General features: G+C 61.7%; 26 protein-coding genes. 18 read left to right on the top strand and 8 right to left on the bottom strand.

The features are described from left to right. Nucleotides 1-344 precede the first annotated feature (344 nt). From flhD to cheY, 14 genes are all read left to right on the top strand, one after another. Entirely contained in the window at nucleotides 345-662 is a 318-nt protein-coding gene (gene flhD, locus GCN78_RS20225) for a flagellar transcriptional regulator FlhD (protein WP_034758381.1), read from the top strand. A gap of 96 nt (nucleotides 663-758) precedes the next feature. After that, the gene (flhC, locus tag GCN78_RS20230; RefSeq protein WP_152253297.1) at nucleotides 759-1,322 is read left to right on the top strand and encodes a flagellar transcriptional regulator FlhC; all 564 of its coding nucleotides are present in this window, start codon (nucleotides 759-761) and stop codon (nucleotides 1,320-1,322) included. Between the two features lie 120 nt (nucleotides 1,323-1,442). Then, the gene (locus GCN78_RS20235; RefSeq protein WP_152253298.1) at nucleotides 1,443-2,204 is read left to right on the top strand and encodes an SAM-dependent methyltransferase; all 762 of its coding nucleotides are present in this window, start codon (nucleotides 1,443-1,445) and stop codon (nucleotides 2,202-2,204) included. 219 nt (nucleotides 2,205-2,423) lie between these two features. Beyond that, a complete protein-coding gene (gene motA, locus GCN78_RS20240) occupies nucleotides 2,424-3,284 on the top strand; it encodes a flagellar motor stator protein MotA (protein WP_077401985.1) in 861 nt (286 codons plus the stop codon). A gap of 58 nt (nucleotides 3,285-3,342) precedes the next feature. After that, on the top strand, nucleotides 3,343-4,320 hold the full coding sequence (gene motB, locus GCN78_RS20245) for a flagellar motor protein MotB (RefSeq protein ID WP_099380614.1): 978 nt from the start codon (nucleotides 3,343-3,345) through the stop codon (nucleotides 4,318-4,320). A gap of 46 nt (nucleotides 4,321-4,366) precedes the next feature. Then, nucleotides 4,367-4,915: a chemotaxis protein gene (locus GCN78_RS20250; protein ID WP_077401991.1), complete on the top strand. Its 549-nt coding sequence runs from the start codon at nucleotides 4,367-4,369 to the stop codon at nucleotides 4,913-4,915. Between the two features lie 83 nt (nucleotides 4,916-4,998). Next, nucleotides 4,999-5,364, top strand: coding sequence for a response regulator (locus GCN78_RS20255; RefSeq protein ID WP_034758362.1), 366 nt, complete (start codon nucleotides 4,999-5,001; stop codon nucleotides 5,362-5,364). A 43-nt stretch (nucleotides 5,365-5,407) separates the two neighbouring features. Beyond that, nucleotides 5,408-7,594 (top strand): chemotaxis protein CheA, encoded by a 2,187-nt coding sequence (gene cheA / locus GCN78_RS20260; protein ID WP_152253299.1) that lies wholly within the window; start codon nucleotides 5,408-5,410, stop codon nucleotides 7,592-7,594. Between the two features lie 31 nt (nucleotides 7,595-7,625). After that, on the top strand, nucleotides 7,626-8,132 hold the full coding sequence (locus GCN78_RS20265) for a chemotaxis protein CheW (RefSeq protein ID WP_034758356.1): 507 nt from the start codon (nucleotides 7,626-7,628) through the stop codon (nucleotides 8,130-8,132). 191 nt (nucleotides 8,133-8,323) lie between these two features. After that, nucleotides 8,324-10,045, top strand: coding sequence for a methyl-accepting chemotaxis protein (locus tag GCN78_RS20270; RefSeq protein ID WP_152253300.1), 1,722 nt, complete (start codon nucleotides 8,324-8,326; stop codon nucleotides 10,043-10,045). A 71-nt stretch (nucleotides 10,046-10,116) separates the two neighbouring features. Beyond that, nucleotides 10,117-10,989: a CheR family methyltransferase gene (locus GCN78_RS20275; protein WP_034778025.1), complete on the top strand. Its 873-nt coding sequence runs from the start codon at nucleotides 10,117-10,119 to the stop codon at nucleotides 10,987-10,989. A 9-nt stretch (nucleotides 10,990-10,998) separates the two neighbouring features. After that, a complete protein-coding gene (gene cheD, locus GCN78_RS20280) occupies nucleotides 10,999-11,607 on the top strand; it encodes a chemoreceptor glutamine deamidase CheD (protein ID WP_034758343.1) in 609 nt (202 codons plus the stop codon). Between the two features lie 108 nt (nucleotides 11,608-11,715). Continuing rightward, nucleotides 11,716-12,786, top strand: coding sequence for a protein-glutamate methylesterase/protein-glutamine glutaminase (locus GCN78_RS20285; RefSeq protein WP_035826603.1), 1,071 nt, complete (start codon nucleotides 11,716-11,718; stop codon nucleotides 12,784-12,786). A gap of 147 nt (nucleotides 12,787-12,933) precedes the next feature. Further along, complete coding sequence (gene cheY, locus GCN78_RS20290; protein WP_010396677.1) at nucleotides 12,934-13,332, top strand: chemotaxis response regulator CheY; 399 nt, start codon at nucleotides 12,934-12,936, stop codon at nucleotides 13,330-13,332. 73 nt (nucleotides 13,333-13,405) lie between these two features. Here the strand turns inward: cheY and GCN78_RS20295 are convergent, their stop codons facing one another. Beyond that, nucleotides 13,406-14,137, bottom strand: coding sequence for an SDR family oxidoreductase (locus GCN78_RS20295; RefSeq protein ID WP_152253301.1), 732 nt, complete (start codon nucleotides 14,135-14,137; stop codon nucleotides 13,406-13,408). 242 nt (nucleotides 14,138-14,379) lie between these two features. On the opposite strand from GCN78_RS20295, the gene GCN78_RS20300 reads away from it, so the two are divergent. Beyond that, a complete protein-coding gene (locus GCN78_RS20300; protein ID WP_152253302.1) occupies nucleotides 14,380-14,820 on the top strand; it encodes a hypothetical protein in 441 nt (146 codons plus the stop codon). A 52-nt stretch (nucleotides 14,821-14,872) separates the two neighbouring features. Here GCN78_RS20300 and panC read toward each other — a convergent pair whose 3' ends face one another. The 5 genes from panC to metG all read right to left on the bottom strand — a co-directional run bounded on the left by panC (nucleotide 14,873) and on the right by metG (nucleotide 19,689). Beyond that, nucleotides 14,873-15,712, bottom strand: a complete 840-nt coding sequence (gene panC / locus GCN78_RS20305) for a pantoate--beta-alanine ligase (protein WP_058048494.1) — start codon at nucleotides 15,710-15,712, stop codon at nucleotides 14,873-14,875. Nucleotides 15,713-15,766: 54 nt separating this feature from the next. Continuing rightward, nucleotides 15,767-16,699 carry a segregation and condensation protein A gene (locus GCN78_RS20310; protein WP_152253303.1) on the bottom strand — a complete coding sequence of 311 codons (933 nt, stop codon included), beginning with the start codon at nucleotides 16,697-16,699 and terminating at the stop codon, nucleotides 15,767-15,769. A 17-nt stretch (nucleotides 16,700-16,716) separates the two neighbouring features. Continuing rightward, complete coding sequence (locus GCN78_RS20315; protein WP_034778041.1) at nucleotides 16,717-16,926, bottom strand: DUF3460 family protein; 210 nt, start codon at nucleotides 16,924-16,926, stop codon at nucleotides 16,717-16,719. A gap of 107 nt (nucleotides 16,927-17,033) precedes the next feature. Continuing rightward, nucleotides 17,034-17,513, bottom strand: coding sequence for a GNAT family N-acetyltransferase (locus GCN78_RS20320; protein WP_152253329.1), 480 nt, complete (start codon nucleotides 17,511-17,513; stop codon nucleotides 17,034-17,036). 19 nt (nucleotides 17,514-17,532) lie between these two features. Next, nucleotides 17,533-19,689, bottom strand: a complete 2,157-nt coding sequence (gene metG / locus GCN78_RS20325) for a methionine--tRNA ligase (protein ID WP_152253304.1) — start codon at nucleotides 19,687-19,689, stop codon at nucleotides 17,533-17,535. A 160-nt stretch (nucleotides 19,690-19,849) separates the two neighbouring features. Between metG and apbC the strand changes: the two genes are divergently transcribed. The 3 genes from apbC (at nucleotide 19,850) to GCN78_RS20340 (ending at nucleotide 23,263) form a co-directional block, all read left to right on the top strand. Beyond that, nucleotides 19,850-20,938, top strand: a complete 1,089-nt coding sequence (gene apbC / locus GCN78_RS20330) for an iron-sulfur cluster carrier protein ApbC (RefSeq protein ID WP_131687374.1) — start codon at nucleotides 19,850-19,852, stop codon at nucleotides 20,936-20,938. Between the two features lie 87 nt (nucleotides 20,939-21,025). After that, the gene (locus GCN78_RS20335; protein ID WP_152253305.1) at nucleotides 21,026-21,433 is read left to right on the top strand and encodes a DUF4399 domain-containing protein; all 408 of its coding nucleotides are present in this window, start codon (nucleotides 21,026-21,028) and stop codon (nucleotides 21,431-21,433) included. A gap of 153 nt (nucleotides 21,434-21,586) precedes the next feature. Beyond that, complete coding sequence (locus tag GCN78_RS20340) at nucleotides 21,587-23,263, top strand: alkaline phosphatase family protein (RefSeq protein ID WP_226939738.1); 1,677 nt, start codon at nucleotides 21,587-21,589, stop codon at nucleotides 23,261-23,263. Between the two features lie 7 nt (nucleotides 23,264-23,270). Here the strand turns inward: GCN78_RS20340 and GCN78_RS20345 are convergent, their stop codons facing one another. Together GCN78_RS20345 and lysA are read right to left on the bottom strand one after the other, a co-directional pair. Further along, a complete protein-coding gene (locus tag GCN78_RS20345; RefSeq protein WP_152253306.1) occupies nucleotides 23,271-24,836 on the bottom strand; it encodes a phospholipase D family protein in 1,566 nt (521 codons plus the stop codon). A gap of 63 nt (nucleotides 24,837-24,899) precedes the next feature. Then, complete coding sequence (gene lysA / locus GCN78_RS20350) at nucleotides 24,900-26,138, bottom strand: diaminopimelate decarboxylase (protein WP_152253307.1); 1,239 nt, start codon at nucleotides 26,136-26,138, stop codon at nucleotides 24,900-24,902. Nucleotides 26,139-26,230: the final 92 nt, after the last annotated feature.

Raw genomic sequence — 26,230 nt, forward strand, 5'->3', positions numbered from 1 at the left:
ATTTTTTAAGTATTTTTAAAAATAAGCCTAAAGTTCCCGTTGGAGCTGCCGTTATATCCGTAGACAGGCTTGATTCTGATCAAGTTGTTGTAAAAAAGTGATATTTTTTACAGGCCAAAAGTCGGGCAAATCCGACGCAGAGCCAACCTCCCACACCCGCGCCGTTACTGGCGTGCGACCATGATCGAGCAGTGTTTGTCAGACAAACACCTACGATCCCCTCCGCCATTGCCCGACCAAAAATACAGCGCTACGCCTCTGTTGCGTTTAATGTTGCTCCTGCAGAATGTATCTCACTGGCAACATACAACGCCAGCTGAATTCAACGGATTGAGGAGATGGAAATGACTGCTAACGACATGATGGCTGAGATTCGCGACGCTAACCTGAGCTACCTGATGCTGGCCCAGCAAATGATTCGTGCGGACAAGGTAACGGCCATCTTCCGTTTGGGCATTGCCGCCGAAATCGCCGAACTGATCGAAGGCATGAGCAATGCGCAGATTCTGAAGCTCGCTGGCGGCAACATGATGCTGGCCCGCTTCCGCTTCGACGACAGCGCCATCCTGGGCATGCTGACGAACTACAATAAAGACCGCTCGCTGGCCCAGTCGCACGCGGCCATCCTCATGGCCGGCCAGGGCGTCGAAGAAATCGCCTAAGGTTCCCATCAAAACGCCCATGGCGGTGTTGCATTGCCCTGAGCATTTTTCTGGCAACCTTATCAGTCAGTATCAGTCAGTAGTGGAGTACACAGCATGGCCAAGAAAAGTGTCGTATCGGAAGCGCAGGAAATCCAGCTGGCCATCGAATTGATACAGCTGGGCGCCCGTTTGCAACTGCTGGAGACGGAAGTCTCGCTGTCGCGCGAACGCCTGCTGAATCTGTACAAGGAATTGAAGGGCGTCTCGCCGCCCAAGGGCATGCTGCCGTTTTCCACCGACTGGTTCCTCACCTGGCAACCGAATATCCATTCCTCGCTGTTCATCAATATCCACAAATTCCTCGTCGACCACGCCGGCGCCACCGGCATTGAAGCCGTGATGAAGGCATACAAACTGTATCTGGAGCAGATGCCGCCCGAGGCGGGCGAAGAGCCGCTGCTGTCGCTGACGCGGGCCTGGACCCTGGTGCGCTTTTTCAGCAGCAAGATGCTGGACATGGCGCCCTGCGGCAAGTGCGGCGGCAAGTTTGTCGTCAACTGCCTCGACCTGAACGCCGATTATGTGTGCGGCCTGTGCCACATGCCTTCGCGTGCCGGCAAGACCAAGAAGGCGCGCGATGAAGCGGCCGCCGTCGCGCCGCCCGGTGTCGCCGCCTGATGCTGCTGCAATCATGGCCTCCATGAAAACCGGAGCGGTCGCCAGACCGGACTCCGGTTTTTTCATGGTGCTTTCGCTTACACTGGCGTTTTCCTCCTTTGACTGTCCTGCGACTGCCTCATGCTGCAACAAATCCTGCGCGCGCCCGCGCTCAAGGCCATCCTGATCCAGGTGCTGGCCTTTCCCTTGCTGTTGCTATTGGTATATGGTCTGGCGCGCGCCGGCGTGGCCATGTCGCTGCCGGCCGTGGCGCTGCTGCAGGGCGTGCTGGCGGCGCTCATCACGTGGCGCGCGGGACTGGCGCGCTGGTGGTGCGCCATCGGCCTGCTGTTTGCGCCCGCCTTGCTGGCGGCCAGCCAGCTCGATCTGCCGCCGGCCGTGTTTCTGGCGGCCTTTGTTTTCCTGCTCAGCCTGTATTGGTCCACGTTCCGCACGCAAGTGCCGTTTTACCCGTCGGGGCCGAAGGTATGGCAGGCGGTGGCCGAGCTGATCGCGGACCGTCCCGGCGTGCGGCTGGTCGACATCGGCAGCGGCCTGGGCGGCCTGGTGCTGGACCTGGCGCGGCGCCGGCCCGACGGGCAGTTTTCCGGCATCGAGCTGGCGCCGTTGCCGTGGCTGGCAAGCCGTTTGCGCGCACGGCTGTCGGGCAGCCGCGCGCGTTTCCTGCGCGGCGACTACGAAGCGCTCGATTTCGGCCGCTATGATGCGGTGTTTGCCTACCTGTCGCCGGCGGCGATGGCGGCCCTGTGGCGCAAGGCGGAAAGGGAAATGTTGCCCGGTAGCATGCTTCTTAGTTACGAATTCCAGATTGCGGCGCGCGAGCCCGATAAGACCATTGCCGCCACAGAGGGTGGCCCTTTACTTTACATATGGTGCTTTTAAGCAATTGTCTGCGTTATTTGCTTGCCCGTAGGGCAATCTCACGTTATTGTAGTTCCACACGGCATTTTCTCGGAATTGCATTGAAAAGCAGCGCATTTCAATTAACTTTCGGTTGCTTTTCTTGCCGCTGTCTTTGCCGGCGGCGCAGCCGCCAGAAGGCAGGAACAGGTTTGAACGTGCCGGGGACACAGCCCCGGCCATTATTGGGAGTCAGGGCACTTGTTAGTCATAATCGGATACATCATCGTCTGCGCCTCGGTCTTTGGCGGCTTCGCGCTGGCCGGCGGCCATCTGGCGGCGCTGTTCCAGCCGCTGGAGTTGCTGATGATCGGCGGCGCCGCCCTGGGCGCCTTCCTTGTTGGTAACAATAACAAGGCCATCAAGGCGACGATCGCCGCCTTGCCCAGCCTGTTCAAGGGTTCGCGCTACACCAAAGAGCTGTACATGGAACTGATGTCGCTGCTGTTTGAAGTGCTCAGCAAGGTGCGCAAGGAAGGCTTGATGTCGATCGAAGGCGATATCGACAAGCCCGAAGAAAGCCCGCTGTTTTCCAAGTACCCGGCCGTGCTGGCGGACCACCATATCGTCGAATTCATGACCGATTACCTGCGCCTGATGGTATCGGGCAATATGGATGCCTTTCAGATCGAAAACCTGATGGACAATGAGATCGAGACGCACCATCACGAAGGCGCCGTGCCGGCCCACGTGATCGCCAAGGTGGGCGACGGCTTGCCCGCGTTCGGTATCGTCGCCGCCGTGATGGGCGTGGTGCACACGATGGAGTCGGTGGGTATCCCGCCGGCCGAGCTGGGCATGCTGATCGCGCACGCGCTGGTCGGCACCTTCCTCGGCATCTTGCTCGCGTATGGTTTCGTCGGCCCGCTGGCCAGCCTGCTGGAGCAGAAGCTGGAAGAGTCGAGCAAGATGTTCCAGTGCGTGAAAGTGACCCTGCTGGCCAGCCTGAACGGCTATGCGCCGGCGCTGGCCGTGGAGTTCGGCCGCAAGGTGCTGTTCTCGACCGAGCGTCCGACGTTCAATGAGCTGGAAGACCACATCAAGAAATCGAAAACGAAGTAAGCAGTGAATATACGCCTGGACACCATGAGTCATTTGCAGCACACGGAAGGGGGACGCCATGGCCGATGAAGGCATGCGCCCGATTATCGTCAAGCGTATCAAGAAAACGGCTGGCGGACACCATGGCGGGGCGTGGAAAATCGCCTACGCCGACTTTGTCACGGCCATGATGGCCTTCTTCCTGCTGATGTGGCTGCTGGGCTCCACCTCGAAGGGCGACTTGAACGGCATTTCCGAATTCTTCAAGACGCCCTTGAAAGTGGCGATGGCGGGCGGTTCCGGCAGCGGCGAAAGCAATTCCGTGATCCAGGGCGGCGGCCAGGACCTGTCGCGCCAGGATGGGCAGGTGCGCAAGGCGCAGGAAGAGCAGCAGCGCAAGTCGTTCGACCTCAATTCCGCCAAGGCCGCGCTCGAACGGGAAGAGGGCAAGCGCCTGCAGGCGCTCAAGGCGCGCATCGAAGCGACCATCGACGCCAATCCCCTGCTGAAAAAATACAAGAATCAGTTGCTGCTCGATATCACCAGCGAAGGCTTGCGCATCCAGATCGTTGACGAGCAGAACCGTCCGATGTTTGCGCTCGCCAATGCGAATCTGCAACCGTACACCAAGGAAATCCTGCACGCCATCGGCTCCGTGCTCAATGAAGTGCCGAACCGCATCGGCCTGTCCGGGCATACGGATTCGACGCCCTACATGAGCGATGCCGGCTACAGCAACTGGGAATTGTCGGCCGACCGCGCGAATGCGTCGCGGCGCGAACTGGTGATTGGCGGCATGAAGGAAGAGAAAGTCTTGCGCGTGGTGGGCCTGGGTTCGGCCGCCCACCTCGACAAGCTCGACCCCTTCAATCCGATCAACCGGCGCATCAGCATCATCGTCATGAACAAACGCACGGAAGAAAATGTCCTGCGCGACGGCTCGGCGATCGAGCTGCCGGTGACCGATGCCGCATCCGCCGCTGTCGCTTCAGGGCTGGCGGCCGGTGCGCCGCCCGCGGCGGCGCCAGCCCCCAGCCCGGTAGCGGCGAAAAAATAACACGCAAGGCTGTCGACGCGTGGTGTATTGAAACAATGAGACCTTTATGACAAGAAAGAAAATACTTGGCTCGCATGTAAAGCGCCTGCTGTCTGGCGTGTCGGACCATGGCCGCAAGCACTTGACGGAGGTGGAAACCGACCTGGTGCAGACCGGCATCTTGCTGGAAGAGGCGATCGAGAAGCTGTCCTTCAATTTCATGGCGATACATGCGGCCGTCGCCGCGCAGCAAGACACCATCGCCCTGCTGCTCGACGGCGGTATTCCGGCCGAGCAGCAGCGCGAAAAATTGCTGGCGTTGCAAGATGAGGTGGGGGGCTACGTGAATGCCGCCATCACCAGCCTGCAGTTCCAGGACATGACCAGCCAGCTGATCGAGCGCACCTTGAAGCGCGTGACGGGCTTGCGCGAGTTTCTCGGCACACTGGGCTCGCATGGCGCGGAGATGTTGCCGGAGAGCGACAATGAAGAAATTGTCGCCTTGCTGGGGCGGGTCAGCATGGCGCTGGCGATTCAAAGCCTGGAGTTGCGCAGCGTGCTGCGCAAGGCTGTCAGTCAACAGCATTTGGAAAGTGGCGACATCGAGCTGTTCTAGCATGCCAGTACGGAACGCTTGTGGTTGCATGGATTGATTAATCAAATACTCGGGCAGGATGCCCGGAATAAGTGGGAGCAAAGATGGCCAAAACGATACTTGCAGTGGACGATTCCAGCTCATTGCGCCAGATGGTGGCGTTCAGTCTGAAAGCCGCCGGTTACCAGGTGGTGGAGGCCGTCGACGGCCAGGACGGACTGGAAAAAGCCAAGCTGCAAACCGTGGACCTGGTATTGACCGACCAGAATATGCCGCGCATGGATGGCCTGGAGCTGATCAAGCTGCTGCGCGAACTGCCGACCTATCAGAAGGTGCCCATCCTGATGCTGACGACGGAGTCGTCGGACGAGATGAAGTCGAAAGGACGTGCCGCCGGCGCGAATGGCTGGCTGGTCAAGCCCTTCGATCCGCAACGCCTGATCGAAGTGGTCAAGAAGGTGATCGGCTGATGCCAGCCGCGCAGCACAACGATGCAATTGACGGAGTCACCCTATGACCATCGATATTAGCCAGTTTTTTCAGGTCTTTTTCGATGAGGCCGAAGAACTGCTGGCTGAAAAAGAACGGCTGCTGCTGGCCGTTGATATTGCGGCGCCCGACGCCGAAGACCTGAATGCCATTTTCCGCACCGCCCATTCGATCAAGGGCGGCGCGTCGACGTTCGGCCTCTCCGACATGAGCGAGGTGACGCACATCCTCGAGTCGCTGCTCGACCGCATCCGCCAGGGCCAGATGGCCCTGACGGCGGAACACGTCGACGCCTTTTTGGCGGCCAAGGATATTCTCAAGATGCAGCTCGACGGGCACCGCCTGGGCAGCGCCGTCGACCAGGATGCCGTGGCCAATGTGCGCATGATGCTGCAGTCGTTCTCGCAGGACGTGCCCGTGGCCGCGCTCACGCCCGTCGCGCCGGCCTTCCATACGGCGGAAAAGGCCGCCGTCAGCCATGCCGGCGGCCATCGCATCCGCCTCGAGCTCCCCAGCATGGAGCCGCGCGAAGTCGATGCGCTGGCGGCCGAACTGGGCTTGCTGGGCGACGTCGTGGTATCCAGCCTGCCCGACGCGCGCAAGGTGCTGGAAGTGACGACGCATGAAAGCCTGGACGATATCCTGGCCATCTGCTCGTTCGTGCTCAATCCGGACGACATGGTGATCACGCAGGCGCCGCCACTGGCGCCAGGCGAAGCCGAAGCGGCCCGCGCGGCGCAGGAAAAAGCCCAGGGCTATGGTTTCTTCGATCCGCTGCCAGGCGCGCCTGGCGCGGCGGACCCCGGCTATGGCTTCTTCCAGCCGCTCGAGGACATCCGTGCCGCCGCAGGCGTGCAGAGCGACGCCGAACAGGGCTACGGTTTCTTCCAGCCCCTGGAACAGATTCGCGCCGACGCGGCCAAGGCGGGCAGCGCTGCTGCCACGCCGGCCGTGGCGAGCGTCGTGGCCGAAGCGGAGCAGGAAAAGAAACCGGCCAAGAAAGAGGGCGACAAGGCCGGCGCCGAGTCGTCGTCGATCCGCGTCTCGATCGAGAAAGTCGACCAGCTGATCAATCTGGTGGGCGAACTGGTGATCACGCAGGCGATGATCGAGCAGCGCGCCAGCGCGCTCGACCCGATGCTGCATGAAAAACTGCTCGACAGCGTCAGCCACCTGACGCGCAACACGCGCGACTTGCAGGAAGCGGTGATGTCGATCCGCATGATGCCGATGGATTTCGTCTTTTCGCGCTTTCCGCGCATGGTGCGCGACCTGGCCACGAAACTGGGCAAGAAGGTCGACTTCATCACGAATGGCGCCGCCACGGAACTGGACAAGGGCCTCATCGAGCGCATCGTCGACCCGCTCACGCACCTGGTGCGCAACAGCATCGACCATGGCGTGGAAATGCCGGCCGCCCGCGTGGCCGCCGGCAAGACCGAGGCCGGCCGCCTGTTCCTCTCGGCCAGCCACCAGGGCGGCAACATCATCATCGAAGTGTCCGATGATGGCGCGGGACTGAACCGCGAGCGCATCCTGGCCAAGGCCGCGCAGCAAGGACTGGACGTGTCCGAGACGATGAGCGACGCCGACGTGTGGCAGCTGATCTTCGCGCCCGGTTTTTCCACCGCCGAAGCGGTCACCGACGTGTCGGGCCGCGGCGTGGGCATGGATGTCGTCAAGCGCAATATCAGCGCCATGGGCGGCGTCGTCGACATCCGTTCGGCGAAGGGTTTCGGCACGACGATTTCCATCTCGTTGCCGCTGACCCTGGCCATCCTGGACGGCATGTCGATCCGCGTCGGCGACGAAGTGTATATTTTACCGCTGGGCTTTGTCATCGAATCCCTGCAGCCAGCCGTTGAGGATATCAAGGACATCAGTGGCAAGGGCCAGGTGGTGAAGGTGCGCGGCGAATACCTGCCATTGATCCCGCTGTACCAGATGTTCGACATCGCGCCGCGCTTTACCAGTCCCTCGGAAGGCATCTGCGTGATCCTCGAGACGGAAGGGCGCAAGGCGGCCCTGTTTGTCGACGACCTGGTGGGGCAGCAGCAGGTCGTGGTGAAAAACCTCGAATCGAATTACCGCAAGGTGGTAGGCATTTCCGGCGCCACCATCCTGGGCGACGGCGGCGTGTCGCTGATTCTCGATGTCGCCGCCCTGATCCGTTCCTCTCGCCAGCTGGCCGACGAGTCCATTTTTTCGTAATACCGATAGATAAAAGATAGGAAAACGCACCATGTCAGATACTCAACAAACATCCGGAAGCAATGCGGGCGACGGCAAGGACATCGCCGGCCGTGAATTCCTGGCCTTCACCCTGGGCTCCGAAGAGTACGGCATCGATATCCTGAAGGTTCAGGAAATCCGTGGTTACGAAGCGGTCACCCGCATCGCCAACGCGCCTGAATTCATCAAGGGCGTGATCAACCTGCGCGGCATCATCATTCCCGTGGTCGACATGCGCATCAAGTTCAACCTGGGCACGCCCGTGTACGACCAGTTCACGGTGGTGATCATCCTGAACATCGGCGGTCGCATCGTCGGCATGGTGGTCGACAGCGTTTCCGACGTCACCACCCTGACGCCGGAGCAGGTGAAGCCAGCGCCGGAAATGGGCACCGCCTTCTCGACCGACTACATGATCGGCCTGGGCACCATCGACGAGCGCATGCTGATCCTGGTCGATATCGACAAGCTGATGTCGAGCAGCGAGATGGGCCTGATCGACAAGCTGGCGGCGTAAGCGGCAGCAAGCAGGCAGCAAGGCGGCGCCCGGTGCGCCGCCGTATGAGCACGCAAAGGATCACTACAGATATGCATGTACCGGTGCGAGCAGAGGCGCGCCGGCAGGCTGCAAGGTCCGTCAGAGACCAGGCCACAACACGGCGCCGTCCGGTTGAACGGGCGCCGTTCACATAAATATTGGAGACTGTAATGAGTTTGCGCGATTTCAAGATAGGCACCCGGCTGGGGATAGGTTTTGGCAGCATCCTCGCCATCCTGGTGGTGGTGATCGTTTCGGCGAATGCACTGAATTACCGTAACAAGGCCCAGTTGCTCACGGGCCTGGCGCTGGCAAGCGAAAAGAATACGCAGGCGTCGCTGATGAAAAGCGCGATGCTGGAAACCGGCATCGCCATGCGCAATATCGGCCTGCAGGGCGATGTGGGGCTGATGCAGGCGGAAGAGGGCAAGGTGCGCGAGCAGCGCAAGCTGTACGACGGCGCGCGCGGCAAGCTGGCCGGCCTGGGCCTGTCCGAGGGCGAGAAGGCATTGTTGGCCAATATCGCCAAGGTCGACGGCGAAGTCGATGCCGCCTTCAAGGAAGCGATGGGACAGGTGCTGGCGTTTAACAGCGAGGGCGCGGCGAAGGTGATCGCCACCCGCATCGATCCCTTGAACAAGACGACCCTGGCCGATATCAACAAGCTGCTCGACCTGCAGCACGTGGCGCAGCAAAGCTTCATGGACGACTCGCTGGCGGCCGATGCGCGCCTGATGACGGTGTTGTTCATCCTGGGCGGCGCGGCGGTGGCGATCGGCGCCTGGTGCGCCATCTTCATCACGCGCTCGATCACGGTGCCATTGTCCGGCGCCCTGGCAGTGGCGCAGAAGGTGGCCGCCGGCGAGCTGACGGCGCGCGTGGTGGTCGAGGGCAAGGATGAAACGAGCGCGCTGCAGCAGGCGCTGAAGGACATGAACGAGAGCCTGGTGCAGACGGTCAGCGACGTGCGCAACGGGACCGATACGATTACCGTGGCGTCGCGCGAGATCGCCAGCGGCAATGCGGACCTGTCGGCGCGCACGGAAACGCAGGCCAGTTCGCTCGAAGAGACGGCATCGTCGATGGAGGAGCTGACGTCGACCGTGAAGCAGAACGCGGACAATGCGCGCCAGGCCAATCAGTTGGCCGTGTCGGCATCGTCGGTGGCGGAGCAGGGCGGCAAGGTGGTGGCGCAAGTGGTCGATACCATGGGTTCCATCAAGGACAGTTCGCGCAAGATCGTCGACATTATCGGCGTCATTGACGGCATCGCGTTCCAGACGAATATCCTGGCCTTGAATGCGGCCGTCGAAGCGGCGCGCGCCGGCGAGCAGGGGCGCGGTTTCGCGGTGGTGGCGTCGGAAGTGCGTAATCTGGCCCAACGCTCGGCCGGCGCGGCGAAAGAGATCAAGGGCCTGATCGGCGACTCGGTCGACAAGGTCGATGCGGGCAGCCGGCTGGTGGACGAGGCTGGACAGACCATGGGCCTGATCGTCACGTCGATCCGGCAGGTGGCCGACATCATGGGCGAGATCACGGCGGCGACGCAGGAACAGAGCCATGGCATCGAGGAAGTGAACCAGGCCATCGCGCAGATGGACCAGATGACGCAGCAAAACGCGGCGCTGGTCGAAGAAGCGGCGGCGGCGGCCGAAAGCATGCAGGATCAGGCGCAGAAACTGGCCGACGCCGTCAGCATCTTCAAGCTGGACGGCGAGAGCGCGGCGCGGGCGGCCATGCCCGCGCCCGCGCCAGTAGTGAAAGCGGCGGCACGGCCGGCGCCGAGCGTGACGGAAAATACACGGCGGTTGGCAAAGACGGCGCAAGCCGGCACGCCACCGCCCGCGAAAAAGCTGGCGGCGGCCGGCGGCGACGATTGGGAAGAGTTCTGACGCCAACCCGGTCCCGCTAGTTATACTTGCAAAGGCATTGGTCAGAGTAGTCATAGAGAGGTAAAAACAAAATGCCGCAAACTAAAACGGATTCGGTCAAGGAATTTGATTTCACGGGCAAGGACTTTGAACGGGTCCGCGCCATGATTTACAAGCGGGCCGGCATCGCGCTGGCCGACAGCAAACAGGAGATGGTCTACAGCCGCCTGGCGCGGCGCCTGCGCGCGACGGGCATCTCCTCGTTCGTCCGCTACCTGGACGACCTGGAAGCTGGCCGCATGGGCGACGAATGGGAAGCGTTCACGAATGCGTTGACGACCAACCTGACGTCGTTCTTCCGCGAGGCGCATCATTTCCCGCTGCTGGCCGAACACGTGAAAAAACTGAGCGGGCCGATCACCATCTGGTGTTCGGCCAGTTCCACCGGCGAGGAGCCATATTCGATCGCCATGACGGTGTGCGAGGCGTTCAATACGCTCACGCCGCCGGTCACCATCATCGCCACGGACATCGACACGAACGTGCTGGCCACGGCCGCCAATGGCGTCTACAACCTGGATCGGCTCGACAAGATGCCGGCCGACCGTGCGCGGCGCTTTTTCTTGCGCGGCAAGGGCGATCGCGAGGGACAGGTGCGGGTGCGCCCGGAACTGCGCCAGATGATTACCTTCAAGCCGCTCAACCTGCTGGCCGACAGCTGGCCATTGACGGGCCAGTTCGACGTCATCTTCTGCCGTAACGTGATGATTTATTTTGACAAGGCGACACAGCGCAAGATCCTGTCGCGCTTTGTGCCATTGATGAAGCCGGATGCCCTGCTGTTTGCGGGCCATTCGGAGAATTTCCTGTACGTGTCGGATTCATTGAAGCTGCGCGGTAAAACAGTCTATGAGCTCGATCAGCCTCGGGGCGCCGCGCCCAAGGCATCGTCGCATCGTACATGAGAGTGAAATATGAGCCTGGAATCCAAAGAGCAATTTGCCACTAACGTCTATTACGACAGGACGTTCAATTGTGACGCCGCCAAGATCTTGCCTGGTGAGTATTACTTTACCAACAAGGACATGCTGATCGTCACCGTGCTCGGCTCCTGCGTCTCGGCCTGCATCCGCGACCGCGTCACGGGCCTGGGCGGCATGAATCACTTCATGCTGCCCGATGGCGGCAGCGATCCGAACAGCCCGATTTCCGCGTCGATGCGCTATGGCACCTACGCCATGGAGATCCTGATCAACGATTTGCTGAAGGCGGGCGCGCGGCGCGAGAACATGGAAGCAAAAGTGTTCGGCGGCGGCGCCGTGCTGCGCGGCTTCACGGCGATCAACGTGGGCGAACGCAATGCGGCCTTCGTCATCAATTACCTGAAGGCGGAAAAGATGCGCGTGGTGGCCGAAGACCTGAACGACATCCACCCGCGCAAGGTGTATTTTTTCCCCCGCAGCGGCAAGGTGCTGGTGAAAAAGCTGATGCAGACGCATAACGATACGCTGGTACGCCGCGAACTCGATTACGCCAGCCGTCTCAAGGTCGCGCCAGTGGGCGGCGAGGTCGAGCTGTTCTAGCAACACCAGAGCAAACCTGTTGCGCGTCGTGTCGTGCGGCCTGCGGCGGTTTGGTCCGCTGTACCAATTTAATAAAGAAGAAGGGCCGCAAGGCCTGGAAGGATAACTATGAAGATCAAAGTATTGATCGTGGATGACTCGGCGCTGATCCGCAGCGTCATGACGGAAATCGTGAACAGCCAGCCCGACATGGAAGTGGTGGGGGCGGCGCCCGATCCGCTGGTGGCGCGCGAGATGATCAAGCAGACCAACCCTGACGTGCTGACGCTCGACGTCGAGATGCCGAAGATGGATGGCCTCGACTTTCTGGAAAAGCTGATGCGCTTGCGCCCGATGCCGGTATTGATGGTGTCGTCGCTGACCGAACGCGGTTCGGAAATCACCATGCGCGCGCTGGAACTGGGCGCCGTCGATTTCGTCACCAAGCCGAAGATCTCCATCCAGAGCGGCATGCGCGAGTACACGGACATGATCGCCGACAAGATCCGCGCCGCCTCGAAGGCGCGCATCCGCGCGCGTACCCTGCCGTCGGCCGGCGACAAGGTGGCCGCGCCGCTGCCTGCGCTGCGCAGCCCGCTGACCTCGAGCGAAAAGCTGATCATCGTGGGCGCCTCGACGGGCGGCACGGAAGCGATCCGCGAATTCCTCATGCAGATGCCGTCCGATTGCCCCGGCATCCTGATCACGCAGCACATGCCGGAAGGCTTTACGCGCTCGTTCGCGCGCCGCCTCGATTCGCTGTGCAAGATTTCGGTGCAGGAAGCGGCGGGCGGCGAACGCGTGCTCCCCGGCCATGCCTACATCGCGCCAGGCCATTCGCACCTGACCCTGACGCGCAGCGGCGCCAACTACATGACCAAGATCGACCAGGGCGAACCGGTGAACCGCCACCGCCCGTCGGTCGATGTGCTGTTCCGTTCGGCCGCGCAATCGGCCGGTAAGAATGCCGTCGGCGTGATCCTCACCGGCATGGGCAAGGATGGCGCACAAGGCATGTTGGAGATGAAGGCCGCAGGAGCGTATAATTTTGCACAGGATGAAGCGAGTTGCGTGGTGTTTGGCATGCCGCGCGAGGCGATCGCCGTCGGCGCTACGCATGAGGTTGGCGCTTTGACGGCGCTGCCTGGCATGGTGCTGGGACACCTGGCGGCACATGGCATGCGTGCTTTGCGCGTGTAAGCCACGTTTTATATGATCTGAGGCAAGTTTGTTCGCCTAAAAGCAACGAAAATGCTATCCTACAACTTGCTGCCGTAGTGTCGACCATAATGTCGGCATTCATGTCGATATTATTAACAAACCGCTACAGAAACAACGGAGTTATTCATGGCTGATCCAAAGATGAAATTTTTAGTCGTTGACGATTTTTCGACGATGCGCCGCATTGTCCGGAATCTGTTGAAGGAACTGGGTTATGCCAACGTCGATGAGGCGGAAGACGGCGTGATGGGCCTGGCCAAGCTGCGCGCGGAATCGTACGATTTCGTCGTCTCGGACTGGAACATGCCAAACATGGATGGCCTGACGATGCTGCAGCATATCCGCGCCGATCCCGCACTGGCCAAGCTGCCCGTGCTGATGGTCACCGCCGAAGCGAAAAAAGAAAACATCATCGCCGCCGCCCAGGCTGGCGCCAGCGGTTATGTCGTCAAGCCGTTCACGGCTGCGACCCTTGATGAAAAGCTGAACAAGATTTTCGAGAAGCTGGAAAAAGCCGGCGCTTGATCACGGCTTGATACCAATCAAGAAAAACGCTGCCAGTGCGAACCGGCGGCGTTTTTTTTCGTCCGCAAAAGACTCAGACCAAGCAGCCATTCGCGCGCAGCGTTTGTCCATTCACCCAGCGGCCATCCGGCCCGGCCAGGAAGGCCACGGCGCCGGCGATGTCATCCGGCGTGCCCAGCCGTTCCAGGGGCGCCATCTTGCCCATGGGCGCTATGGTTTCCTCGTTCTTGCCGTTCAAGAACAGGGTCGTGGCCGTGGGGCCGGGAGCGACGGCGTTGACGGTGATGTTCTTGCCGCGCAATGCCTTGGCGAAGATAGCCGTCATCGTTTCGATGGCTGCCTTGGTGGCGCTGTAGACGGAATAGCCGGGCAGGGCCAGGCCGATCACGCTGGTCGAGAAGTTGACCACGCTGCCGCCGTGGCGCAATCGCGTCGCCGCCTGGCGCATGGTGTTGAAGCTGCCCTTGACGTTGATGGCGAACAGGCTGTCGAAGGTGGCGTCGTCCGTGTCGGCCAGAGTGGGCAGCATGGGTGGCATGATGCCGGCGTTGTTGACCAGCACGTCGACGCCGCCGTAGGCCGCCTCGGCCGCATCGAATAGCGCCAGCACCTCGCCCGCATCGGCCACGATGGCCGCCACCAGCTCGTCCGCGGCCCCCTTGCCGCTGACGTAATTGACGACGACCTGTGCGCCGTCGCGCGCGAGGCGGCGGGCGATGGCCGCGCCGATGGCGACTCTGGCTGGGGTGGATGGGCTGTTCTCCTGTCGTGGTGGAAGGCCCGCGCGGTGTTTCTGCGAGCCGATACCGTCATTGTGATCTTTATCGAATAATGGATAAAGATGGGCTTGCTGATTTCAGTGTGCAAATTGTATTAACAATGCTGGCAGGCCACCCTGGCACGGACAGGCCAGATCCCGCAGCCAGCAAGTAATTGCGGTGGGGAACGAAATATTTCTTAAAGTTAACTTTACACTTCAACTAAAGTGGCCCATGATCGCTGCAGTATTCCACCTCTGTCCTCGACCCCGACAAGAAGGAGCGCACGATGCGCCGAGCACCCGTATTATTTTTCGCCTTGAGCACGGCCCTGTTGGCGGCCTGTGGCGTGAGCCTGGAACAAACCGCCGTCGCGCCTGTCGCGTCTGTCGAGCTGCAGGAGCCGCCTGCCGAAGCCGAGGGCCGGCATGCTTATCTGCACCGCGTGGGCGGGCATGACTATGTCAGCCTGAGCCAGCATGGCCCGCAGGGCGGCTTGCCCATACTGATGGGGACGCAGCACCATGCGCACGCCATCCGCCTGCTGGCAGCCGATCCGGCCCAGGTGCGGGCCATCCTGCGCAGCCTGAGGCTGCCCGCGAACCAGCGCAAGCTGTGGGCGGGCGAGGAAATCGTGCTCGATGCGGCCAGTTATGACATGTTGCAAGCGGCACGCGGCAGCAACAAGCCGCTGTTTGCCGAGCTCAAACTGGTGGGCATGGAGAGGTAGGAAAGGAAACGGGGCCGAATGGCCCCGTTGAGGTGATGTTTGGAGGCGACGCTTAGATTTCCAGGTTGTCGATCAAACGGGTCTGTCCCAGCTTGGCGGCCGCCAGCACCACCAGCGGTTCGCCGGCCGCCAGTTCGGCGGCGCTCGGCGCTTGCAGGTTGGCGCGCTTGCGCACGGCGATGTAGTCCGACTTCCAGCCACGGCTGTTCAATAGCTGCATGCTGGCCTGTTCCAGTTCACCGACGGCCAGGTTGCCCTTGCGCACTTCCTCGGCCACGAAATTGAGGCCCTTGTACAGCTCCGGCGCCTCGGCCCGTTCGCTTTCCGACAGGTACATATTGCGCGAAGACAAAGCCAGGCCATCGTCGGCCCGATATGTTTCGGCGGCGATGATTTCCGTCGGCAGCGCGAACTGGCGCGCCATGTTGCGGATGATCATCAGTTGCTGGTAATCCTTCTTGCCGAACACGGCCACGCGCGGGCCCACGCACGAGAACAGCTTGGTGACGACCGTGCACACGCCTTCGAAGAAGCCGGGACGGAATTCGCCTTCCAGGGTATTGCCCAGGTCATCGGGCGGGCGCACGCGGTATTCCTGCGGTTCCGGATACAGTTCCTTTTCCGTCGGCGCGAACAGCACGTACACGCCTTCCTTTTCCAGCTTGGCGATGTCGGCCGCCATGGTGCGCGGATATTTCTCGAAGTCTTCGTTCGGGCCGAATTGCAGGCGGTTCACGAAGATCGAGGCGACGACGGGGTCGCCATGCTTGCGCGCCAGGCGCATCAGCGACAGATGGCCTTCATGCAGGTTGCCCATGGTGGGGACGAACGCCGTGCGCAGCTGTCCGCTGAGCTGGTCGCGCAATTCTTCAATGTCGGAAATAATTTTCATGGATTGCTTTCGCTAAAACCCCGTTGTACGGTGGTCAGTGACAAAGGGAGAGGATCAGGCGGGCGAATAGGCCAGCCGGACGTAGATGGGTGCAAACGGTTCGGCTTGCGTAATTTCGATCAGGGTTTCCTTGGCCAGTTCCAGCAGGGCCACGAAGTTGACCACCACCACGGGCACGCCGCCGGCGATGTCGAACAGCTCGCTGAACTCGACGAAGCGCGACGATTGCAAATGGCGCAGGATGCTCGACATGTGCTCGCGTACGGACAGTTCCTGGCGGCTGATGCGGTGATGCTGGGTCAGCTTGGCGCGTTTCAGCACGTCGAGCCACGCCTGTTGCAAGTCCACCGGTTCCACGTCGGGCCAGGTGGGCGTCAGGCTTTGCTCGATGAAAATCTGCGTGCGCACGAAGTCGCGTTCGAACTGGGGAATGGCGTTCAGGTCGTAGGCGGCCAGCTTGATCTGCTCGTACTCGAGCAGGCGGCGCACCAGTTCGGCACGGGGATCGCCGCCATCTTCCTCGACGTCGCTCTTGCGTGACGGCAAGAGCATGCGCGACTTGATCTCGATCAGCATGGCCGCCATCAACAAATACTCGGCGGCCAGTTCCAGGTTGCGCACGCGGATCTGGTCGACATATTTCAGATATTGCAGGGTCACCTGCGCCATCGGGATATCGAGGATGTTGAAGTTTTGCTTGCGGATCAGGTAGAGCAGCAAGTCGAGCGGGCCTTCGAAGGCTTCGAGGAAGATTTCCAGCGCGTCCGGCGGAATGTACAAATCCGTCGGCATGCGCAGCAGCGGCTCGCCATACAGGCGGGCGATGCCCAGCGGGTCGGCGGCGGGCGCCGCGTCCGTCACCTTGCTTGCGGATGCTGCAGGGGCGCCGCTGCCGTCGCCGCTAGCGACGGGTTCGGGCAAGGCGATGACTGCGTCGTCGCCGGAAAGGTCGTCTTCTGGCGTGACTGCAGACTCTTCAGGCAACATCGTGCCGGTTCCAGGTCTTAGTTCTTGTTCTGGTAAACGTAAGCCTGTTGCTTGACGGCCGACGCCAACTGGCGTTCCTGCTCATCGATGCTGACGGCCGGCTTGTCCCACAGCAGGGCACGGCCCGCTTGCTGGCCCGCTTCCATGCCAGGATTCTTGGCCTTCAGTTCAGCGATGAACAGGGTGTGGTCGGATACGTAGTTGTTGTGTTTTGCAGGCAGTTTCATATTCTCTTCTGAGTGTCTTATGGGTAAGGTCAGCCGGCCGTATTTTACCGCGCCATGTCGCTTCGCGGGTTGCAGTATCGGCAAGTCCGGGGTGAAATTGCTAAAAATCAATAACGTAGCAAACGTCGCATCACCATCGGCGCCGGTTCGGCGGGGTTGGCGTGCGAATATTCCAGTTCTTCGGCCAGCTCGAATTCGAAGGCCGCATAAAAATCGATCAGCTTGCGCTGGTCGCGCCGCACGGCCAGGCGCAATTCCTCGGCCTGGCACGACAGGCCGTGATGAATGATGGCTTCGAGCAAGTGCTGCGAGACGTGGTTGCCCCGGTAGGCGGGCAGCACGCCCATGCGCGAAATCTTCCAGATGGCGGGGTCGCTGTCGAGCGGCATCCAGCGCAGCGAGCCGGCTGGAATGTCGTCGATCAACAACAGAAAACCGCCGCCGTGGCGCAATTGCGCTTCCACCTGCTGCGCCGTCTCGTGGTGTCCACTGGACGAGGCGGCGACCTTGCCGACCCACGCGGCGCGGGTCAGCTCGGCCATCAGTTGTGCATCGGCATTTGTTGCTTCGCGCACCACGATATTCATCATCGGTCCTTGTGCGGGCTTAGCGGATGCGCATGCCAGGTTCGGCGCCCGGCCATGGGTTCAGGATGTAGATGCCCGGATTGGCCTTCTCGTCGGCGGCGGAGGCGGCCATGACCATGCCTTCCGAAATGCCGAACTTCATCTTGCGCGGCGCCAGATTGGCCACCAGCACCGTCAGCTTGCCAACCAGCTCTTCCGGCTTGTAGGCCGAGCGGATACCGGAGAACACATTGCGCAAGCGGCCTTCGCCCGCGTCCAGGGTCAGGCGCAGCAGCTTGTCGGAGCCGTCGACCAGTTCGCAGTTGACGATTTTCGCGATGCGCAGATCGACCTTGAGGAAGTCGTCGATCTTGATCTCGGGCGCCAGTTCCTCGATGGCGGAGGAATGTGTTTCAGCGGCTGGCGCGGCGTCGTTGGCGGCGTCGGCCGCCGGTGCCGCGACGGCTGCCGCTTGCGGCGCGTCAAACAGCGCTTCGATCATCTTCGCATCCATGCGCGTCATCAAATGGCTGTAGGCGCCGATGGTGCGGCCCAGCATGCTGTTCGAGACGGCGTCGCCGAACACCTGCGTGTCCGCCCAAGTGAACTCGGCGTCGTTGAGGAAGGAAGCCACGTTCTTGGCTACGCCCGGCAAGACCGGCGACAGCAGGATCGTCAGCTGGCGGAACAGGATCAGGGCCGTCGTGCACACGTCGTGCAGTTCGGCCGTCTTGTCCGCATCCTTGGCGAGGATCCACGGCTTGTTTTCATCGACATACTGGTTGGTGATGTCGGCGATTTCCATGATCTCGCGCAAGGCCTTGCCGAATTCGCGGTTCTCGAAGTGCGCGGCGATGCTGGCCTGGCGCTCGACGATGACGCCGTTCACGTCCACCGTCAGCGCGCGGTTGATCCAGCTTTGCGCGCCTTCCGACAGCGTCGATGCCAGCTTGCCGTCGAAACGCTTGGCGATGAAGCCGGCGCAGCGGCTGGCGATGTTCACGTATTTGCCGATCAGGTCGCTGTTCACGCGGGCCACGAAGTCGTCGCCGTTGAAGTCCAGGTCTTCCACTTTCGAGTTCAGCTTGAAGGCGATGTAGTAGCGCAGCCATTCCGGGTTCATGCCCAGGTCCAGGTAGCGCAGCGGCGAAATGCCCGTGCCGCGCGACTTCGACATCTTTTCGTTGTTGACCGTCAGGAAGCCGTGCACGTTGACTTTCAGTTTGTCGATCACCGGGTGGCCGGCGAACTTCAGCATGGCGGGCCAGAACAGCAGGTGGAACGAGACGATGTCCTTGCCGATGAAGTGGATTTGTTCCGTGGCAGGATCGTTCAAGAGGGCGTCGAAATCGAGGCCTTTCTTGTCGCAATAGTTTTTCAGGCTGGCCAGGTAGCCGACGGGCGCATCCATCCATACATAGAAGAACTTGCCCGGCGCATCGGGAATCGGGATGCCGAAATAGGGCGCGTCGCGCGAGATATCCCAGTCGGCCAGCTTTTCGCCCGCCTCGCCCAGCCATTCGCTGACCTTGTTGACCATTTCAGGCTGCAAGCGGCCTGGCGTGTTGAGCCAATCCTTGAGGAATTCGAAGCAGCGCGGGTCGGACAGCTTGAAGAAATACTGTTCCGACGGCTTCATCACGGGCGTCGCGTTGGTGAAGACGGAGAACGGGTTGACCAGGTCGGTCGGCTGGTAGGCCGCGCCGCACACTTCGCAATTGTCGCCATACTGGTTCTTGGCGCCGCATTTCGGGCATTCGCCCTTGATGTTGCGGTCGGCCAGGAACATGCCCTTGACCGGATCGAAGAAGCGGTCGACGGTTTTCGTGACGATCAGGCCCGTATCGCGCAGCTTGCGGTAGATCGATTGCGACAGGTCGACGTTTTCCGGCGAATCGGTCGAATACCAGTTGTCGAAGGCGATATGGAAGCCGTCGAGGTATTGGGCGCGGCCGGCGGCGATGTTGGCGACGAATTGCTGCGGCGTGATGCCTTCCTTTTCGGCGGCGATCATGATGGGCGTGCCATGCGTATCGTCGGCGCCCACAAAGTGCACTTCACGGCCGGCTGCGCCATCGCGTTGCATTCGCTGGAACCGGACCCAGATATCGGCCTGGATGTATTCCATGATGTGGCCAATGTGAAAAGCGGCGTTTGCGTAAGGCAGGGCAGTGGTGACGAACAGCTTGCGAGTCATGATTGATGCACTTTTGGGATGGATAATAGGTCATTTTAACAGCGGAAAGGCAATATGAGCAGATGCGGCGCCGGCAAGTGATGCTTTTGCCGCCATCGCGCCATGCAAATTTGCGCTAGACTGCGCGTATTGCACATATGTAGTACACACGGAGATTTACATGAGCATCACAGTAGAAGACGTCAAGGCCGCGCTGGCCCAGGTTATTGATCCAAATACACATAAAGATTTCGTTTCCAGCAAAACTGTCAAGAATCTGAAGGTCGATGGCGATGACATTTCGCTCGACATCGAACTCGGTTACCCCGCCAAAAGCCAGATCGACCTGATCCGCAAGTCCGTGCTGGCCGCGCTGCGCGTGCTGCCGGGCGTGGGCAACGTCAGCGTGGGCGTGTCGTCGAAAATCATTTCGCACACGGTGCAGCGCGGCTTGAAGCCGATGAGCAACGTGAAAAACATCATCGCCGTCGCTTCGGGTAAAGGTGGTGTTGGTAAATCGACCACGGCCGTCAACCTGGCCCTGGCCCTGGCCGCCGAAGGCGCCACCGTCGGCATGCTCGACGCCGACATCTATGGCCCCTCGCAGCCGATGATGCTGGGCATCAGCGGCCAGCCGAAGACCCTCGACGGCAAGAGCATGGAGCCGATGGAAAACCACGGCCTGCAAGTGTCGTCGATCGGCTTCATGATCGATCCGGACGAGCCGATGGTGTGGCGCGGCCCGATGGTCACGCAAGCCTTGCAGCAATTGCTGGACCAGACCAACTGGCGCGACCTCGATTACCTGATCGTCGACATGCCGCCAGGCACGGGCGACATCCAGCTGACCCTGTCGCAAAAAGTGCCCGTCACGGGCGCCGTCATCGTCACGACGCCGCAGGACATCGCGCTGCTGGACGCGCGCAAGGGCTTGAAAATGTTCGAGAAGGTCGGCATTCCGATTTTGGGCGTGGTGGAAAACATGAGCACGCACATCTGCTCGAACTGCGGCCATGCGGAAGAAATCTTCGGCGCCGGCGGCGGCGCGAAGATGTGCGCGGACTTTGGCGTGGAATTCCTCGGCGCCTTGCCGCTGACCATGGCGATCCGCCAGCAGACGGATTCCGGCACGCCGACCGTCGTGGCCGAGCCCGATGGCCCTGTCGCCGTGATCTACAAGCAGATCGCCCGCACCATCGCGATCAAGGTGGCGGAAAAGGCGAAGGATATGACCAGCAAGTTCCCGAGCATCGTCATCAAAAACGATTAAACGTCGGGCGTGGCGCTGCCATGCGCCATGGTCGGCAGGAATATGGTTTCATGCAGTCCGTGTTGTTACTAAACAAGAGGAGACATCATGCAATTGACCACCGTATTCCTGCGCCGCAGTATCGCCGTGATCGCTGGCAGCCTGCTGGCCGCCAGCGCGTTTGCGCAATCCGTTTCGTTCCTCGAGCCCGTCGATGGCGCGACAGTGACCAGTCCGTTCAAGGTGAAATTCGCCGTCAGCGGCATGGATATCAAGCCGGCCGGCGACATGACGGCCAAGACGGGCCACCATCATTTGCTCATCAATATGGGGCCGATGAAGGCGGGCGAGATGATCCCCATGGACGACAAGCATTTGCATTTCGGCAAAGGCCAGACGGAAACGGACGTCACCTTGCCGCCGGGCCAGTACACCCTGACCATGCAGTTCGCCAACGGCGCGCACCAGTCGTATGGGCCGGAGTTGAGCAAAAGCATCAAGGTGACGGTCAAGTAAGCCAGGCAAATAAGCCAGGCAAATTCATCTATTTCAGTATGGGGCCGGATTCCAGCGATGGAGTCCGGCCTTTTTCATGTTGTTGCCTCTTGTCATCATTGCGTCATATAGTCGGCGTATGCTGCCCGGTGGCCTAACTTTTGATGAGCGGATATGACGAAACATTTCTCCCTTTCCCGACAACTGGCGCAGGCGCTGCTGCTGGTCGCTGGCGTGGCAGCATGCCAGGCGCACGCTGCCAAGGCCGTTCCCGAGGCTGCGGCGCAGCCGAAGCTGGTGGTGGTGCTGGTGGTGGACGGCTTGCCGCAAGAGCAGGTGACGCGCTACCGCGACCAGTTCGGCCAGGGCGGGTTCCGCCGCCTGCTGGAGCAGGGCGCGTGGTTCAGCGATGCGCACCAGGCGCATGGCATCACGGTCACCGCCATCGGCCATTCAGCCGTGCTGTCGGGCGCCTATCCGTACCAGCACGGCGTGATCGGCAATAACTGGATCGATCCCGTCACGAAAAAATCCGTGTACTGCACCGAGGATGGCAATTTCCATTACATCGGCGAAGACACGCAGCCCGATGATGGCACGGCGCCGACGAAACTGCGCGTGAGCACCCTGGGCGACGAACTGCGCTATTCCACGGGCGACAAGGCCAAGGTCGTCACGGTGTCGGGCAAGGATCGGGGCGCCATCCTGCTGGCCGGGAAAACGGGCACGGCCTATATGTACATGGAAAAGACGGGCAACTTCGCCAGCAGCACCTATTACATGCAGCAGCACCCGCAATGGGTGCAGCGCTACCAGGCGGCCAAACCGCAGGACCGCTATTACGGCAAGAGCTGGACCCCGCTGCTGGCCGATTCCGCCTATGCGCGCGACGCCCGTGATGATCTGGTGCCGGCCAAGCCTGGCACGCGCAACACCTTCCCGTTCGCCTACTACAGCGACAGCGGCAAGCTCGATGGCGAGTACTACAGCCGCCTGAAGTCCGGACCCTTCCTCGATGAGCTGACCCTGGAATTCGCCCGCGCCGCCATCGATGGCGAAAACCTGGGCCGCAACCCGGCCGGCGTGCCCGATATCCTCGGCGTGAGCCTGTCCGCGCACGATTACGTGAACCATGCCTACGGCCCGGAAAGCAAGATGTCGCACGACCACCTGCAGCGCCTGGACCGCATGCTGGCAGGCTTCTTTGCCGACCTCGATAAAAAAGTCGGCATGGACAACGTGCTGGTGGTGCTGACGGCCGACCATGGCTTTGCCAACGTGCCGGAATTCGCCGAAACGCGCGGCTTCTCGGCCAAACGCATCGACGGCGCCAAACTGGTCGATGCCTTGAACCAGCACCTGGCCGCGACCCTGGGTATCGATAAACTGGTGACGACGTCGTCGCTGCCGAATATCTACCTCGATTACGCGCTGGCGGAAAAGAGCGGCATCCATCGCGCCGCGCTGGAAGACGCGGCCTCCCGTTTCCTGTTGCAGCAGGACGGCCTGGCGCAGGTCTATACGCGCACGCAGATGGAATCGGGAGCCGTCGCCACGCGCATGGACACCCTGATGCGCCGCGCCTGGAACCGCCAGCTGTCGGGCGACCTGATGCTGGTGACGAAGCCGGCCTGGTACTTCGGCAAGGGCGCCGGCGGCACCTCGCACGGCACGCCGTACACGTATGACACCAACGTGCCGCTGATGGTCTTCGGCCCCCGCTGGATCAAGCAGGGCGCCTATGGCCAGTACGCGGAAGTGGTCGACATCGCCCCTACGCTGGCCCATCTGCTGCGCATACGCCAGCCGTCGGCGTCGGAAGGGCGGGTGTTGACGGAAGCGGTGCGCTAATCGTTCGTTACAGCAGCCAGTCTATCGGCAGCACCGACAGTATCGCCACCCCCATGCGCTTCCAGACGCTGGCGCCCGGCTCCGTGTCGTAGCGCGTGACGCCGCCGCTGGCGTCGCGGGCGATCCAGTACAGCGTGCCGTCGTCGCCCAGCAGCACCTGGTAGGCGCGCTGCGGGATGGTGGTGCGCATGGCCAGGCCCAGCTGGCTGGCCAGCGCGGGGCTGTCGATGACGAGGCCCATTTCCGTGTTCAATTCGATCGAGCGCGGGTCGAAGTTGAACGAGCCGACGAAGATGCGCCTGTCGTCGACGGCAAAGGTCTTCGCATGCAGGCTCGAGGCGGAACTGCCGAAGCGGCCCGGCTGTTCGCGCGCATCGCCGGCTTCCCACGAGCGGCGCGATTCGTACAGCAGCACGCCCGCTTCCAGCAGCGGTTTTCTCCACTTCGCGTAACCGGCATGCACGGCCGCCACGTCCGTCGCTTCCAGCGCATTCGTCAGGATGCGCACGCCCACGCCTTTGTGTGCCAGGTCGGCGAAGGCTTGCGTGCCTGCCTTGCCGGGCACGAAATACGGCGACACCAGGTCCACTTCCTTTTCCGGCACGCCCAGCAGGTTTTGCAGGTTTTCCGCCACGCCCGTGCCGGGCCTGGCCTTGTCCAGCACCTTGGCCGGATCGTCGCTGACCATGCGCGTCTTTGCCCATTCGAAGGGCAGGGTGCGCTCCATCATCTGCTTGACGAAGGGCGAGGTGCGCAGTGCCTGCACGTATTCCTCGGCCGCCTTGGTGTCGTCGATGCGGTCCGCCTCGGCGGCGATGGTGGTTGCGTCGCCGTCGACCGGGATGGTCAGCAGCAGCCTGGCCGGGTAGGCCGAGGCGCTATTCCAGTAACGGTCGAAATCCCGTGAAACTTCGTCGACGACGGGGCCGATGGCCAGCACGTCAAGGTCGGCGAACAGCACGTCGCCGGCCGCGCCAAAATATTCGTCGCCCACGTTGCGCCCGCCGACGATGGTGGCCTGGTTGTCGGCCGTGAACGATTTGTTGTGCATGCGCCGGTTCAGGCGCGAAAAATCCGTGGCAAAGGCCAGCGCGCGCGGCGCGCGGGGCACGAAGGGATTGAACAGGCGGATTTCCAGATTGGGCTGCTTGCCCAGCATGCTTAAGGTCTGGTCCAGTCCCGCCGTGTTGTTATCGTCGAGCAGCAGGCGCACGCGCACGCCCCGTTCGGCCGCCTGGCGCAGGGCGTCGAACAGCAGGGTGCCGGTGATGTCCTTGTGCCAGATGTAGTACTGCACGTCCAGGCTGCGCTGGGCGGCGGCGGCCAGCAGTGCGCGTGCGGCGAAGGCGTCGCGCCCATCGACCAGCGGGTAAATGCCGGAGGTGCCGGGATGCTGCGCCACCATGGGCGCGATGGCCGTGGCCAGTTGGGTATGCTTTGTGTCGGCTATGACGGTCGACGTGTTGCGGCCTTCCAGCGAGGGCAGTGAGGCGCAGCCGGCGAGGATGGCGGACAGCAGCAGGGGTAGCAGCAGCCGGGTGGCGCTACGGAAGAGAGGTACTTGGGCGGGCATGGCGGACTTTCATCGAGTTGCCCCGATGTTAGCAGATGCGCATGCCCGCACGCGGGCGAGGTGTTACAGTTGTTCCAGCGCGATCAGCTCGGCCACCGTCTGGCGGCGGCGGATCAAACGCGATTGTGCCCCATCGACCAGGTATTCGGCCGCATGTGGGCGGCTGTTGTAGTTCGACGACATCGACGCGCCATACGCGCCCGCGCCTTCGAAGACGACGTAGTCGCCCACCTGCGCCGCGGGCAGAAGGCGGGTTTCGACCACGCCGCCGTCGCGCTGGGTGAAGACGTCGCCCGATTCGCACAAGGGGCCGCCGACCACGGTGGCGCGCTGCGTATCGAGAGCGCGGCCGTCATGCGCGATGAGCGACATTTCATGGTAGCTGCCGTACATGGCGGGGCGCATCAGTTCATTGAAGCCCGTATCGAGCAAGGTGAAATGGTTGCCGCCCATTTGCTTGGTGGCGCGCACTTCGGCCACCAGCAAGCCCGCGTCGGCCACGAGGAAGCGGCCCGGTTCGATTTCCAGGTGCACGGCGTGGCCCAGGTGCGCCTCGATCTGCTTGCGCGCCGCATCCCACAGCTGGAAGTAGTGGTCCGTGTCGACCGGCTGCTCGCCTTCGCGGTAGGGCACGGACAGGCCGCCGCCCGTGGAAATGGCTTCGATGTCATGGCCCATGTTTTTCACCAGGTCGACCATGGTGCCGCAGACGGTTTCCAGGTGGCTGTAGTCGACGCCCGAGCCGATGTGCATGTGCAGGCCCACCAGGTGCAGGCCATGCGCGCGGATGACGGCCAGCGCCTCCGGCAGTTCTTCATGCCAGATGCCGTGCTTGCTGTTTTCGCCGCCCGTATTGGTCTTGTTGCTGTGGCCGTGGCCATAGCCGGGATTGATGCGCAGCCAGACGCGGTGGCCGGGCGACACGGGGCCCAGCTGGCGCAGCATGTCGACGGAGCCGCAATTGACTTCGATCTTCGCCGCCGCCACGCGCGCCAGGGTGGCGCGGTCGAACAGGTCGCAGGTGAAGACCACGCCGGCGGCGCCGTTGGTTTGCGCCGGCGTGAAGCCTGCCTGCAGCGCGCGCTCGATCTCGCCCAGCGAGACGGCGTCCACGTGCACGCCCGCCTCGCGCATCAGGGTCAGCAGATGGATGTTCGAGTTGGCCTTTTGCGCGAAGCGCACGGTGTCGAACTGCGCCAGTTGGGAAATGCGCGCGCGGATGGTGGCCGCGTCATACACCCACAGTGGCGTGCCGTGTTCCTGGGCGAGTTGGGCGAGGGTCTGGTCGGTGACGGGCTTCATCGTGTGCTTTCGGTGGAATGAGGAGATAGCGCATGATGGCCGATTGCGCTTCGACTATAAAATATCTATTTAGGGCTACCTTATTCATTTAT

The sequence above is a fragment of the Janthinobacterium rivuli genome (genome assembly GCF_009208735.1).
In the GTDB taxonomy this organism is placed as follows: Bacteria; Pseudomonadota; Gammaproteobacteria; order Burkholderiales; family Burkholderiaceae_D; genus Janthinobacterium.